Annotated in this window: 15 protein-coding genes; 10 read left to right on the top strand and 5 right to left on the bottom strand. The window is 61.8% G+C overall.

The features are described 5' to 3' along the window. Nucleotides 1-71 precede the first annotated feature (71 nt). Genes lptB through R6G97_RS03685 form a run of 5 tightly spaced genes read right to left on the bottom strand, consistent with a single transcriptional unit; the run spans nucleotide 72 to nucleotide 3,406 of the window. On the bottom strand, nucleotides 72-797 hold the full coding sequence (gene lptB / locus R6G97_RS03665; protein WP_043213270.1) for an LPS export ABC transporter ATP-binding protein: 726 nt from the start codon (nucleotides 795-797) through the stop codon (nucleotides 72-74). Next, nucleotides 798-1,322, bottom strand: coding sequence for a lipopolysaccharide transport periplasmic protein LptA (gene lptA / locus R6G97_RS03670; protein ID WP_043213272.1), 525 nt, complete (start codon nucleotides 1,320-1,322; stop codon nucleotides 798-800). Then, nucleotides 1,309-1,881: an LPS export ABC transporter periplasmic protein LptC gene (gene lptC / locus R6G97_RS03675; protein ID WP_043213277.1), complete on the bottom strand. Its 573-nt coding sequence runs from the start codon at nucleotides 1,879-1,881 to the stop codon at nucleotides 1,309-1,311. The genes lptA and lptC overlap by 14 nt, the downstream gene beginning before the upstream one ends. Before the next feature lie 8 nt (nucleotides 1,882-1,889). Next, on the bottom strand, nucleotides 1,890-2,414 hold the full coding sequence (locus R6G97_RS03680) for a KdsC family phosphatase (RefSeq protein WP_043213281.1): 525 nt from the start codon (nucleotides 2,412-2,414) through the stop codon (nucleotides 1,890-1,892). A gap of 14 nt (nucleotides 2,415-2,428) precedes the next feature. Beyond that, on the bottom strand, nucleotides 2,429-3,406 hold the full coding sequence (locus tag R6G97_RS03685; RefSeq protein WP_043213283.1) for a KpsF/GutQ family sugar-phosphate isomerase: 978 nt from the start codon (nucleotides 3,404-3,406) through the stop codon (nucleotides 2,429-2,431). A 234-nt stretch (nucleotides 3,407-3,640) separates the two neighbouring features. Here R6G97_RS03685 and R6G97_RS03690 point away from each other — a divergent pair, with 234 nt between their 5' ends. From R6G97_RS03690 to hisC, 10 genes are all read left to right on the top strand, one after another. Continuing rightward, nucleotides 3,641-4,450: an ATP-binding cassette domain-containing protein gene (locus R6G97_RS03690; protein WP_043213285.1), complete on the top strand. Its 810-nt coding sequence runs from the start codon at nucleotides 3,641-3,643 to the stop codon at nucleotides 4,448-4,450. Further along, on the top strand, nucleotides 4,450-5,247 hold the full coding sequence (mlaE, locus tag R6G97_RS03695) for a lipid asymmetry maintenance ABC transporter permease subunit MlaE (RefSeq protein WP_043213287.1): 798 nt from the start codon (nucleotides 4,450-4,452) through the stop codon (nucleotides 5,245-5,247). Before R6G97_RS03690 ends, mlaE begins: the two co-directional genes overlap by 1 nt. Then, nucleotides 5,247-5,732, top strand: a complete 486-nt coding sequence (mlaD, locus tag R6G97_RS03700) for an outer membrane lipid asymmetry maintenance protein MlaD (RefSeq protein ID WP_009683030.1) — start codon at nucleotides 5,247-5,249, stop codon at nucleotides 5,730-5,732. The genes mlaE and mlaD overlap by 1 nt, the downstream gene beginning before the upstream one ends. Nucleotides 5,733-5,741: 9 nt before the next feature. Beyond that, entirely contained in the window at nucleotides 5,742-6,395 is a 654-nt protein-coding gene (locus R6G97_RS03705) for an MlaC/ttg2D family ABC transporter substrate-binding protein (RefSeq protein ID WP_043213291.1), read from the top strand. Further along, nucleotides 6,392-6,694, top strand: a complete 303-nt coding sequence (locus R6G97_RS03710) for an STAS domain-containing protein (RefSeq protein WP_043213294.1) — start codon at nucleotides 6,392-6,394, stop codon at nucleotides 6,692-6,694. Before R6G97_RS03705 ends, R6G97_RS03710 begins: the two co-directional genes overlap by 4 nt. A gap of 118 nt (nucleotides 6,695-6,812) precedes the next feature. Continuing rightward, nucleotides 6,813-7,052: a BolA family protein gene (locus R6G97_RS03715; protein ID WP_029613593.1), complete on the top strand. Its 240-nt coding sequence runs from the start codon at nucleotides 6,813-6,815 to the stop codon at nucleotides 7,050-7,052. A 24-nt stretch (nucleotides 7,053-7,076) separates the two neighbouring features. Next, nucleotides 7,077-8,342, top strand: coding sequence for a UDP-N-acetylglucosamine 1-carboxyvinyltransferase (gene murA / locus R6G97_RS03720; RefSeq protein ID WP_317847826.1), 1,266 nt, complete (start codon nucleotides 7,077-7,079; stop codon nucleotides 8,340-8,342). Between the two features lie 88 nt (nucleotides 8,343-8,430). Beyond that, on the top strand, nucleotides 8,431-9,066 hold the full coding sequence (gene hisG / locus R6G97_RS03725; RefSeq protein ID WP_043213301.1) for an ATP phosphoribosyltransferase: 636 nt from the start codon (nucleotides 8,431-8,433) through the stop codon (nucleotides 9,064-9,066). Nucleotides 9,067-9,191: 125 nt separating this feature from the next. After that, nucleotides 9,192-10,517: a histidinol dehydrogenase gene (gene hisD, locus R6G97_RS03730; RefSeq protein ID WP_043213303.1), complete on the top strand. Its 1,326-nt coding sequence runs from the start codon at nucleotides 9,192-9,194 to the stop codon at nucleotides 10,515-10,517. Between the two features lie 2 nt (nucleotides 10,518-10,519). Further along, on the top strand, nucleotides 10,520-11,563 hold the full coding sequence (gene hisC, locus R6G97_RS03735) for a histidinol-phosphate transaminase (protein WP_043213305.1): 1,044 nt from the start codon (nucleotides 10,520-10,522) through the stop codon (nucleotides 11,561-11,563). Nucleotides 11,564-12,471 lie beyond the last annotated feature (908 nt).

The following is a 12,471-nucleotide window of genomic DNA, read 5'->3' on the forward strand; positions in this document are numbered from 1 at the left end:
TGCCTGAAATTGTAGCGTTTGCCTAGAGCACTGTGTCACTTCCTTCAGTGCTCCAAGCAGACTCCGGGCCTTTAAAGTCGGAACTCGTGGCCCAGGTAAACCTCCTTGACCAAATCGTTGGCCAGGATGGTCTCGGCGTCGCCCTCGGCGATCAGCTGACCATCATTGACGATGTAGGCGGTTTCACAGATATCAAGGGTTTCACGTACGTTGTGGTCGGTGATCAGCACCCCGATGCCCTTGGCCTTGAGGTGGTGGATGATCTGTTTGATATCGCCAACGGAGATCGGGTCTACACCAGCGAAAGGTTCGTCCAGCAGGATGAACTTCGGTGCGGTGGCCAGGGCGCGGGCGATCTCGACCCGGCGGCGTTCGCCACCGGAGAGGCTCATGCCAAGGTTGTCGCGGATGTGGCTGATGTGGAATTCCTGCAGAAGGCTTTCCAGCTCCTTTCTGCGGCCGTCACGGTCGAGCTCCTTGCGGGTCTCGAGGATGGCCATGATGTTGTCGGCCACCGACAGCTTGCGGAAGATCGAGGCTTCCTGGGGCAGATAGCCGATGCCGGCGCGGGCGCGACCGTGCATGGGCTGGTGGCTGACGTCCAGGTTGTCGATCAGTACGCGTCCCTGGTCGGCGCGGACCAGGCCAACGATCATGTAGAAGCAGGTGGTCTTGCCGGCGCCGTTGGGGCCGAGCAGGCCGACGATCTGACCGCTGTCGATCGACAGGCTGACGTCGCGGACAACCTGGCGGCTCTTGTAGCTCTTGGCCAAGTGCTGGGCTTTGAGGGTTGCCATTTACTCGGCCTTCTTCTTCGGCTGGATCACCATGTCGATACGCTGACGTGGTGAAGTCACATTGCCACCACGACCGGCGGTAGCCACCTGGGTCTTGGTGTTGTAGACGATCTTCTCGCCTTCGGTGGTGTTGCCTTCGTTCTCGACCTTGGCGCGGTCGGTGAGGATCACCATGTCCTTTTGCGCCTGGTACTGGATGGTCACGCCCCAGCCTTTCATCTTGTCGGGTTTGGCGGCGCTCTGCTGTTGCTCGAAGTAGGCCAGGTTGCCCACCGAGGTGACCACGTCGATATCGCCGGAGGCGGCACGGGTGATGGTCACGGTGTTGCCTTTGATCATCATCGAACCCTGGGTGATGATCACGTCGCCGGTGTAGGTGGCGACGCCTTGCTTGTCGTCCAGGTGAGCGTTGTCAGCCTGGATGCGGATAGGCTGGTCACGATCGTTCGGCAGGGCCAAGGCGCTCGCGCTTCCCAGTGCCGCGCTCAGGCTGAGCAAAAAGGGGAGGGTGTTAACGAGCCTCATACTGTCCTCTTACGTTGGACAGCAGGTCCATCCTGCCGTCTTTCAAATACGCTTTCATTCCTTTGCCCGTAGTCGTCCCACCGGCGCCGTCGATTCTAACGGCTTGCTCGGTCTGCGCATATTGCTTCTGCGGGAAGACGGTCATGCGGGTGGTGGTGATGATCGTTTCGCGCTGCTTTTCATCGGTGCGGGCAACCCGGACCTTGTCGATCAGCTCGACCTCGCTGCCATCCGGGTTGACCTCGGCGCGCACGCTCTGCACGTGCCAGGGATACTGGGTGCCCCGGTACATGTGCAGGTCCGGCGTGGTCACCAGGGTGATCTCGCTGGACTTGAGGTGCTCCACCTTGTCGGCGGTCATTTCGTATTGCACCTTGCCATCAGGCAGGTACTGCACGCTGTGGGCATTGATCGCATAGTAGTCGATGGCATTCTCATCGACCTGGGCCACCGGCTTTTCGAGGAAACTCTCGGGGCTGATGTTCCAGTAGCCGACGGCCACCAGCAGTGCGGCGATCGCACCGAGCAGCACGATATTCCTGGCTTTCTTGCTGAACATGTCTGGCCTTAGAGGTAGTTGGCGTTGGCAGCGTCCAGGGTGCCCTGGGCCTGCATGATCAGTTCACAGAACTCGCGTGCGGCACCTTCGCCGCCGCGGGCCTGGGTCACGCCATGGGCGTGCTGGCGAACGAACGGGGCGGCGCTTGCCACCGCCATGCCAAGGCCTACGCGGCGGATCACCGGCAGGTCTGGCAGGTCATCGCCCAAGTAGGCGACCTGTTCATAGCTTAGGCCCAGTTCGGCGAGCAGGCTGTCGAGCACTACCAGTTTGTCCTCGCGGCCTTGGAACAGGTGCGGGATGCCGAGGTTTTTTGCTCGGCGCTCGACCACCGGGGTCTTGCGCCCGCTGATGATCGCTGTGGTCACGCCCGAAGCCATGAGCATCTTGATGCCGTGGCCATCCAGGGTGTTGAAGGTCTTGAACTCGCTGCCGTCTTCAAGGAAATACAGACGTCCGTCGGTCAGCACGCCATCGACATCGAACACGGCCAGCTTGATGGCCTTGCCGCGTTGCAGAAGATCCGGGTTCATTGCATTGCACTCCATCACATCACGCCTGCGCGCAGCAGGTCATGCATGTTCAAGGCGCCGGTGGGGCGGTCGTTCTGGTCGACCACCACCAGCGCGTTGATCTTGTTGTCTTCCATGATGCGCAAGGCCTCGGCGGCGAGCATCTCGGCGCGTGCGGTTTTGCCGTGGACGGTCATCACCTGGTCGATGATGGTCTTGTGCACATCGATGTTGCGCTCCAGGGCGCGGCGCAGGTCGCCGTCGGTGAACACCCCGGCCAGACGGCCGTCGGCCTCCAGGACCACGGTCATGCCTACCAAACTCTTGCGCGACATCTCTACCAGGGCGTCCTTGAGCAGGGTGCCACGCGGCACGATCGGCAGTGCTTCGCCGGTGTGCATGACGTTTTCCACCTTCAGCAGCAGGCGGCGACCCAGCGCGCCTCCCGGATGGGAGAAAGCGAAGTCTTCGGCCGTGAACCCGCGTGCCTCGAGCAGGGCGATGGCCAGGGCGTCACCCAGCACCAGCGCGGCAGTGGTGGAGGAGGTGGGCGCAAGATTGAGCGGGCAGGCCTCCTGGGCGACGCTGGCATCGAGGTTGACCTCGGCGGCCTGGGCCAGGGGAGAGTCCGGGTTGCCAGTGAGGCTGATCATCTGGATGCCCAGGCGCTTGATCAATGGCAGCAGGGTAACGATCTCGGCGGTGCTGCCTGAGTTGGACAGTGCCAGGATGACATCGTCGCGGGTGATCATGCCCATGTCGCCGTGGCTGGCCTCGGCCGGGTGCACGAAAAACGCTGGGGTGCCGGTGCTGGCGAGGGTCGCGGCGATCTTGTTGCCGATATGGCCCGACTTGCCCATGCCGAGCACGACGACTCTGCCTTTGCTGTTCAGAATCAGCTCACAAGCTTTGACGAAATTGCCGTCGATGCGGGGCAGCAGGCCCTCTACGGCTTCGAGTTCCAGGCGCAGGGTGCGCTGGGCGGATTGGATCAGCTCGCTGGATTGGCTCATGTCGGAAAGCAATGTCTGGTAAAAAAGGTGCCGATTATAACGGCAATGTGCGAAACCCTCATCTTTCGTTTGCCTGGGTTGCTGTCGCGGGCCTGAACAGCCCCTGCAATGGCCTTGGGGGCGGCATTGCAGCGGTGCTATAGTTCGCCGCTATTGCGCCCGGCAGGGACGCGTGTGCCTTCATGAAGAGGGTAGGCGTCCATTGCAGACGAGGCTGCATCGCAAGGAGTCTAGATGAGTGTGGATAGCGCCTACGCGGTCGAGTTGAAGGGGGTTACCTTCAAGCGCGGTTCGCGCAGCATTTTCAGCAATGTCGACATACGCATCCCACGGGGTAAGGTCACCGGCATCATGGGGCCTTCCGGGTGCGGCAAGACAACCCTGTTGCGCCTGATGGGCGCGCAGTTGCGTCCCTCCAGCGGCGAGGTTTGGGTCGCCGGGCAGAACCTGCCGAGCCTGTCGCGCAGCGACCTGTTCGATGCGCGCAAGCAGATGGGCGTTCTGTTCCAGAGCGGTGCCTTGTTCACCGATCTCGACGTTTTCGAGAACGTTGCATTCCCGTTGCGGGTGCACACCCAATTGTCGGACGAGATGATCCGCGACATCGTTCTGATGAAGCTGCAGGCCGTGGGCCTGCGCGGGGCTATCGACCTGATGCCGGACGAGCTGTCCGGTGGCATGAAGCGCCGGGTGGCGCTGGCTCGGGCGATCGCGCTGGATCCACAGATCCTCATGTACGACGAACCTTTCGTCGGTCAGGATCCCATCGCCATGGGGGTGCTCGTGCGCCTGATCCGGCTGCTCAACGACGCCCTTGGGATCACCAGTATCGTGGTCTCCCATGACCTGGCCGAGACCGCGAGCATCGCTGACTACATCTATGTGGTCGGTGATGGCCAGGTGCTGGGGCAGGGCACGCCCGACGAGCTGATGGGGTCGGATAATCCGCGTATCCGCCAGTTCATGAAGGGCGATCCGGATGGCCCGGTGCCATTTCACTTTCCTGCGCCTGACTATCGCGCCGATCTGCTGGGGGCGCGGTGATGCGCAGAAAATCCATACTCGAACGCATTCGTTTGTTCGGCCGCTCGGCCATCGACGTCCTGGCTGTGCTCGGCCGCTCCTGCCTGTTCCTCGGGCACGCCATGGGTGGGCGCGGAGGCATCGGTGGCGGCTTCCAGTTGCTGGTCAAGCAGCTTTATTCGGTAGGTGTACTGTCGCTGGCGATCATCGTGGTTTCCGGCGTGTTCATCGGCATGGTGCTGTCGCTGCAGGGCTACAGCATTCTCACCAAGTACGGATCGGAGCAGGCCGTTGGCCAGATGATCGCCCTGACCTTGCTGCGTGAGCTCGGGCCGGTTGTGACTGCCTTGCTGTTCGCAGGGCGCGCGGGCTCGGCCCTGACCGCCGAAATCGGCAACATGAAGTCGACCGAACAACTGTCCAGTCTGGAGATGATCGGTGTCGACCCACTCAAGTACATCGTCGCCCCGCGTCTGTGGGCCGGTTTCATCTCGCTGCCGATGCTGGCGCTGATCTTCAGTGTGGTCGGTATCTGGGGCGGATCCTGGGTGGCCGTGGATTGGCTGGGCGTCTACGAGGGCTCGTTCTGGGCCAACATGCAAAACAGTGTTTCCTTCACCGACGACGTGCTCAACGGGTTGATCAAAAGCGTTGTGTTCGCCTTCGTCGTGACCTGGATCGCCGTGTTCCAGGGGTATGACTGCGAACCCACTTCGGAAGGGATCAGCCGTGCCACCACCAAGACCGTGGTCTATGCCTCGTTGGCAGTCCTGGGTCTGGACTTTATTCTGACCGCCTTGATGTTTGGAGATTTCTGATGCAAAACCGCACCCTGGAAATCGGTGTCGGCCTGTTCCTGCTGGCCGGGATCCTGGCGTTGCTGCTGCTGGCCTTGCGCGTCAGTGGTTTGTCCGCAAGCCCCAGCAGCGACACCTATAAAGTTTATGCGTACTTCGACAATATCGCTGGTTTGACGGTCAGAGCTAAAGTGACCATGGCCGGTGTGACCATCGGCAAGGTCACGGCCATCGATCTGGATCGCGACTCCTACACCGGTCGGGTGACCCTGCAGCTGGACAAAAGCGTCGACAATCTGCCGACCGACTCCACTGCTTCTATCCTGACCGCCGGATTGCTCGGCGAGAAGTACATCGGCATCAGCGTGGGTGGTGAAGAAGACGTGCTCAAGGATGGCTCTACCATCCATGACACCCAGTCGGCACTGGTGCTGGAAGATCTGATTGGCAAGTTCCTGCTCAATTCCGTTGGCAAGGAACCCAAAGAAGCCCAACCCGCTAATTAAGGAGTTTCCATGATCTCGATCCTGCGACGCGGCCTGCTGGTCCTATTGGCGGCCTTCCCTCTGCTGGCCCTGGCGGCACCTGGGCAAACCCCACGTGACGTGGTGCAAGGCACCACCGATGCCCTGTTGAGCGACCTCAAGGCCAATAAGGAACAGTACAAGACCAACCCTCAGGCCTTCTACGATGCGCTCAATCGTATTCTCGGCCCAGTGGTCGATGCCGATGGCATCTCCAAGAGCATCATGACCGTGAAGTATTCGCGCAAGGCCACGCCCGAGCAGATGCAGCGTTTCCAGGAAAACTTCAAGCGTAGCCTGATGCAGTTCTATGGCAACGCACTGCTGGAGTACAACAACCAAGGCATCACCGTCGATCCGGCCAAGACTGAAAATGGCGATCGCGCCAGCGTGGGCATGAAGGTCACCGGCAACAACGGTGCGGTTTATCCGGTCCAGTACACCCTGCAAAAGCTCGGTGACGAGTGGAAGGTACGTAACGTGATCGTCAATGGCATCAACATCGGCAAGCTGTTCCGCGATCAGTTCGCAGATGCCATGCAGCGCAATGGCAACAATCTGGACAAGACCATCGACGGCTGGGCCGGCGAGGTGGCCAAGGCCAAGGAAGCGGCCGACAATTCGCCAGACAAGGAAGTGAAATGAGCGAAGCTGGCGTGAGCATGACCGAGCCGGGCGTCCTGCGCCTGGCCGGGGTTCTGGACTACCGCAGCGGTCCGGCCCTGCGCAAGGAGGGCAAGGCGCTGATCGCGGCTTGTCGTGAGTCTAGGCTGGTGTTCGATTGCTCGTCGGTGGCCAAGTCCAGCAGTGTCGGCCTCTCCCTGCTGCTGGGCTTCATCCGTGATGCCCAGGCCGCAGGCAAGGGCTGGGAACTGCGTGGCATGCCTGATGACATGCGGGAAATCGCCGGGGTTTATGACCTCGATGAAGTGTTGGCGGGCTGATGGTTCGCCACTAAGGGATAGCCCCTCGGTCAGCGCACCCCACCATGGGCTTCGCAGGCGAGGGGCTTTTTTGTATGATGGCCGACCCGCGCGCACTGGGCGCCGATTGAGGTTGAGCATGCAGGCCGTAGAAGTTAAAAGCTTCCTTGAAGAGAAATTGCCGGGAACCCGGGTCGAAGTTGAGGGCGAAGGCTGCAACTTCCAGTTGAACGTGATCAGCGACGAGCTGGCCGGCCAGAGCCCGGTCAAGCGCCAGCAGGCGATCTATGCTCACCTGAATCCGTGGATCGCCGATGGCAGCATCCATGCGGTAACCATGAAATTTTTCAGCAGCGCAGCCTGGGCTGAGCGCACCTGAGCCAACGTTGGCGGCGAGATTGCAATGGACAAACTGATTATCACTGGCGGCGCGCGCCTCGACGGCGAGATCCGCATTTCCGGGGCGAAGAACGCCGCCCTGCCAATTCTTTCGGCGACCCTGCTGGCTGACGGCCCGGTCACCGTAGGCAACCTGCCACACCTGCACGACATCACCACCATGATCGAGCTGTTCGGCCGCATGGGCATCGAGCCTGTGATCGACGAGAAGCTCTCGGTGGAGATCGACCCGCGCACCATCAAGACCCTGGTTGCGCCCTACGAGCTGGTCAAGACCATGCGTGCCTCGATCCTCGTGCTCGGCCCGATGGTCGCCCGTTTCGGTGAAGCTGAAGTCGCGCTGCCTGGCGGTTGCGCCATCGGTTCGCGCCCTGTAGACCTGCACATCCGCGGTCTCGAGGCCATGGGTGCGAAGATCGAAGTCGAAGGTGGCTACATCAAGGCCAAGGCGCCTGAAGGCGGCCTGCGTGGTGCGCACTTCTTCTTCGACACCGTCAGCGTGACCGGTACCGAGAACATCATGATGGCTGCTGCCCTGGCCAAGGGCCGCAGTGTGCTGCAGAACGCCGCCCGCGAGCCTGAAGTGGTCGACCTGGCCAACTTCCTGATCGCGATGGGCGCCAAGATCCAAGGCGCCGGCACCGACACCATCACCATCGATGGCGTCGAACGCCTGCACTCGGCCACCTACCGCGTGATGCCCGACCGTATCGAGACCGGCACCTACCTGGTCGCCGCTGCCGTCACCGGCGGTCGCGTGAAGGTCAAGGACACCGATCCGACCATCCTTGAAGCCGTACTGGAAAAACTCAAGGAAGCGGGTGCTGAAGTCACCGCCGGCGAAGACTGGATCGAGCTGGACATGCACGGCAAGCGACCGAAGGCCGTCAACCTGCGTACTGCTCCGTACCCGGCCTTCCCGACCGACATGCAGGCGCAGTTCATCTCGCTCAACGCCATCGCCGAAGGCACTGGCGCGGTGATCGAGACCATCTTCGAAAACCGCTTCATGCACGTCTATGAAATGCACCGCATGGGTGCGCAGATCCAGGTCGAAGGCAACACCGCCATCGTGACTGGGGTCAAGGCGCTCAAGGGTGCACCGGTCATGGCTACGGACCTGCGGGCTTCGGCCAGCCTGGTGCTGTCGGCCTTGGTCGCCGAGGGCGATACCCTGATCGACCGCATCTACCACATCGACCGTGGTTACGAGTGCATCGAGGAAAAACTGCAGGTGCTCGGGGCGAAGATCCGCCGCGTACCGGGCTAGTCTGTTCGGCGCAGGGATGCGCCACCGAATTCCACGCGGCCGGGCGCTTGCCCGGTCGGCTGTAGCCGCTTAAGGACCGACGTTTCCCATGTTGACCATCGCGCTATCCAAGGGCCGAATCCTCGACGATACCCTGCCATTGCTGGCCGAGGCCGGTATCGTGCCGACCGAGAATCCGGACAAGAGCCGCAAGCTGATCATCCCGACGACCCAGGACGATGTGCGCCTGCTGATCGTGCGCGCCACCGACGTGCCGACTTATGTCGAGCATGGGGCCGCTGACCTCGGTGTGGCCGGCAAGGACGTGTTGATGGAATACGGCGGTCAGGGTCTGTACGAGCCGCTGGACCTGCAGATTGCCCGCTGCAAGCTGATGACCGCCGGGGCGGTTGGCGCGCCGGAACCCAAGGGGCGTCTGCGCGTGGCTACCAAGTTCGTCAATGTAGCCAAGCGCTATTACGCCGAGCAGGGCCGTCAGGTCGACATCATCAAGCTGTACGGTTCCATGGAGCTGGCACCTCTGATCGGCCTGGCCGACAAGATCATCGACGTGGTCGACACCGGCAACACGCTGCGTGCCAACGGTCTGGAACCCCAGGAGCTGATCGCAACCATCAGCTCGCGCCTGGTGGTCAACAAAGCCTCCATGAAAATGCAGCATGCCCGCATTCAGAGCTTGATCGACACCCTGCGCCAAGCCGTCGAATCGCGACACCGCGGCTGACCTTCGCACGCGACTTTCTGTCGCGTCCGTCTATCCGCGTCATAGCCATTTTTCTCGGGTGCCCGCGCGGATGGACTGGTAGCCTAGGGCGCCTGAGCATTCGCTAATAAAACGAGGCCCTCGTCATGACCGTGTCCACTGCAATTGCCCGTCTCAATGCCGCTGATCCGGATTTCGCCCGACATCTGGATCATCTGCTGAGCTGGGAAAGCGTGTCCGATGACGCGGTCAATCAGCGCGTGCTCGACATCATCAAGGCTGTCCGCGAGCGGGGCGATGCCGCGTTGGTCGAGTTCACCCAGCGTTTCGATGGCGTCGAGGCCAAGGGTATCGACGACCTGATCCTAGGCCGTGAACGCCTGGAGCTGGCATTGACCCGCATCACGCCCACCCAGCGCGAAGCTTTGGAGATCGCCGCCAGCCGAGTGCGTAGCTACCACGAGCGGCAGAAGCAGGATTCCTGGCAATACACCGAGGCCGATGGCACCGTGCTCGGCCAGAAAGTCACGCCGCTGGACCGCGCCGGCCTGTACGTGCCGGGCGGCAAGGCCTCGTACCCATCGTCGGTGCTGATGAACGCCATCCCGGCCAAAGTCGCCGGTGTGTCCGAAGTGGTGATGGTGGTGCCGACCCCACGCGGGGAGGTCAACGAACTGGTGTTGGCCGCCGCGTGCATCGCAGGCGTCGATCGCGTCTTCACCATCGGTGGCGCTCAAGCCGTTGCGGCCCTGGCCTACGGGACCGAGAGCGTGCCCCAGGTGGACAAGATCGTCGGTCCGGGCAACATCTACGTAGCCACTGCCAAGCGCCACGTGTTCGGCCAGGTTGGCATCGACATGATCGCCGGTCCGTCGGAGATTCTCGTTGTCTGCGACGGCCAGACCGACCCGGACTGGATTGCCATGGACCTGTTCTCCCAGGCTGAGCACGACGAGGATGCCCAGGCGATTCTCGTCAGCCCTGACGCCGCCTTCCTCGATCGCGTGGCGGCCAGTATCGCCAAGCTGTTGCCGACCATGGAGCGGGCCGAGATCATCGAGAAATCGATCAATGGTCGTGGCGCGCTGATCCAGGTTCGCGACATGCAACAGGCCATGGACGTTGCGAACCGCATTGCTCCCGAGCACTTGGAGCTTTCGGTCGCCGATCCGCAGGCATGGTTGCCGCAGATCCGTCATGCGGGCGCGATTTTCATGGGGCGTCACACCAGCGAAGCCTTGGGCGACTACTGCGCCGGCCCCAACCACGTGCTGCCGACCTCCGGCACCGCGCGCTTTTCCTCGCCGTTGGGCGTGTATGACTTCCAGAAGCGTTCGTCGATCATCTTCTGCTCGGAGCAGGCCGCTTCCGAGCTGGGCCACACGGCATCGGTCCTGGCGCGCGGCGAATCGCTGACCGCCCACGCCCGCAGTGCCGAATACCGCATCCTCACCGAAAGCAAGGGGAACTGAACATGAGCCGTTTCTGGAGCCCCTTCGTCAAGGACCTGGTGCCTTACGTACCGGGGGAGCAACCCAAGCTGACCCGCCTGGTCAAGCTCAATACCAACGAGAACCCCTACGGCCCGTCGCCCAAGGCCTTGGAGGCCATGCAAGGCGAGCTGAACGACAACCTGCGCCTGTACCCGGATCCGAACGGTGATCGGCTCAAGCAGGCGGTCGCCGACTACTATGGCGTCACTGCCCAGCAAGTGTTCGTCGGCAACGGCTCGGATGAAGTGTTGGCGCACATCTTCCACGGCTTGTTCCAGCATGATGCGCCGCTGTTGTTCCCGGACATCAGCTACAGCTTCTACCCGGTCTACTGCGGCCTTTACGGAATCGCATTCGAGCAGGTGGCGCTGGATGAGCAATTCCAGATCCGCATCGAGGACTATAAGAAGCCCAACGCCGGCATCATCTTCCCCAACCCCAACGCACCGACCGGTTGCCTGTTGCCGTTGCAGGCGATCGAGCAACTGCTGCAGGCCAACCGTGACTCGGTGGTGGTGGTGGATGAAGCCTATATCGATTTCGGCGGCGAGACCGCCATCAGCCTGGTGGACCGCTACGATAACCTGCTGGTGACCCAGACCCTGTCCAAGTCGCGCTCCCTGGCGGGCCTGCGGGTCGGCCTGGCGGTGGGGCATCCTGCGCTGATCGAGGCGCTGGAGCGGATCAAGAACAGCTTCAACTCCTACCCGCTCGACCGCATGGCGATCGTGGGCGCGGCGGCAGCGTTCGAAGACCGAGCCTACTTTGACCAGACCTGCCACAAGGTGATCGAGAGCCGTGAGGCGTTGGTCGAGCAATTGACGGCGCGCGGTTTTGAAGTGCTGCCTTCGGCGGCCAACTTCATCTTTGCACGGCACCCTGAGCGGGACGCTGCCCAGGTGGCGGCGCGCTTGCGCGAGCAAGGGGTGATCGTGCGGCACTTCAAGCAAGAGCGGATTGCGCAGTTCCTTCGGATTACCATCGGGACACCGGAGCAGAACCAGGCGTTGCTTGATGCGCTGTGAGTGAGTAGGTGGATGGGTGGTTGGTGGTTCGACGGGCGTGGAGTTATCCGTTGATGTGCTGACACTGATCACCTGTTCGCCCTTATGTTGGTTGTTGGTTGTTGGTTGTTGGTTGTTGGTTGTTGGTTGTTGGTTGTGGGTTTTGAGGTTTGTGGGCTTATCCGTTTTATTTGTCGACGGTTAATCACCTTTCCGCCTTTACGGCGGGTCACTTTTGGTCTTGGCCAAAAGTAACCAAAAGCCGCGCGCCCCTGCATCCGGCCCGGCGCTTCGCACCGGGTTCCCTCGCTGCGGTGTCTTACGGGGCCTCGCGGCCTCCGGCTGGCTACGCCAGCCTCCATCTCGCGACTTCGGCTACGCCGAAGGGCGCTACGCGCCTGCCCCTACAGACACCTCCGCTCGGCCTGCTGATGGGGCGCAAGTTACGGGCGGCGCCTGGACTGGCGTTGTTTCATTGAGTGGTTTTTGTGGTGAGCTTTTGGGCCATTCGCGGGTAAACCGGGGCGCCGAACCGCCGCTCCTACCCGCAAATAGGCCGGAACAAACACCCAAACAATTAACTTGTTTGCCGTTGCCGTTGCCGTTGCCGTTGCTTTTGATGCGCGATAGTCCAGACACCACCCATCGCGACCTCAGGAGGCCGAGTGGAGGTGTCTGTAGGGGCAGGCGCGCAGCGCCCTTCGGCGTGAGCCGAAGTCGCGAGATGGAGGCTGGCGTAGCCAGCCGGAGGCCGCGGAGCCCCGAAAGGCACCGGAGCGGAGGGAACCCCGGAGCGCAGCGCAGGGGCCGCATGTGGGAGCCAGCGGTTTTTGCCTACTTTTGCCCAAGAGCAAAAGTAGGTCGCCGTAAAGGCGAAAAGCGCCGGTGGCGCCCCCACCAACACCGGATATTCACACAGCCTGAAAGCC

This window comes from Pseudomonas sp. HTZ2, assembly GCF_033173945.1.
Classification (GTDB): domain Bacteria; phylum Pseudomonadota; class Gammaproteobacteria; order Pseudomonadales; family Pseudomonadaceae; genus Aquipseudomonas; species Aquipseudomonas guariconensis.

What these genes read in the sequence shown, in the direction of transcription:
- R6G97_RS03690 (WP_043213285.1), top strand. Translation starts at nt 3,641, where the DNA reads ATGAGTGTGGATAGCGCCTACGCGGTCGAGTTGAAGGGGGTTACCTTC.
- hisD (WP_043213303.1), top strand. Translation starts at nt 9,192, where the DNA reads ATGACCGTGTCCACTGCAATTGCCCGTCTCAATGCCGCTGATCCGGAT.
- R6G97_RS03710 (WP_043213294.1), top strand. Translation starts at nt 6,392, where the DNA reads ATGAGCGAAGCTGGCGTGAGCATGACCGAGCCGGGCGTCCTGCGCCTG.
- mlaD (WP_009683030.1), top strand. Translation starts at nt 5,247, where the DNA reads ATGCAAAACCGCACCCTGGAAATCGGTGTCGGCCTGTTCCTGCTGGCC.
- lptA (WP_043213272.1), bottom strand. Translation starts at nt 1,322, where the DNA reads ATGAGGCTCGTTAACACCCTCCCCTTTTTGCTCAGCCTGAGCGCGGCA.
- R6G97_RS03685 (WP_043213283.1), bottom strand. Translation starts at nt 3,406, where the DNA reads ATGAGCCAATCCAGCGAGCTGATCCAATCCGCCCAGCGCACCCTGCGC.
- murA (WP_317847826.1), top strand. Translation starts at nt 7,077, where the DNA reads ATGGACAAACTGATTATCACTGGCGGCGCGCGCCTCGACGGCGAGATC.
- lptC (WP_043213277.1), bottom strand. Translation starts at nt 1,881, where the DNA reads ATGTTCAGCAAGAAAGCCAGGAATATCGTGCTGCTCGGTGCGATCGCC.
- R6G97_RS03715 (WP_029613593.1), top strand. Translation starts at nt 6,813, where the DNA reads ATGCAGGCCGTAGAAGTTAAAAGCTTCCTTGAAGAGAAATTGCCGGGA.
- hisG (WP_043213301.1), top strand. Translation starts at nt 8,431, where the DNA reads ATGTTGACCATCGCGCTATCCAAGGGCCGAATCCTCGACGATACCCTG.
- R6G97_RS03680 (WP_043213281.1), bottom strand. Translation starts at nt 2,414, where the DNA reads ATGAACCCGGATCTTCTGCAACGCGGCAAGGCCATCAAGCTGGCCGTG.
- mlaE (WP_043213287.1), top strand. Translation starts at nt 4,450, where the DNA reads ATGCGCAGAAAATCCATACTCGAACGCATTCGTTTGTTCGGCCGCTCG.
- lptB (WP_043213270.1), bottom strand. Translation starts at nt 797, where the DNA reads ATGGCAACCCTCAAAGCCCAGCACTTGGCCAAGAGCTACAAGAGCCGC.
- R6G97_RS03705 (WP_043213291.1), top strand. Translation starts at nt 5,742, where the DNA reads ATGATCTCGATCCTGCGACGCGGCCTGCTGGTCCTATTGGCGGCCTTC.
- hisC (WP_043213305.1), top strand. Translation starts at nt 10,520, where the DNA reads ATGAGCCGTTTCTGGAGCCCCTTCGTCAAGGACCTGGTGCCTTACGTA.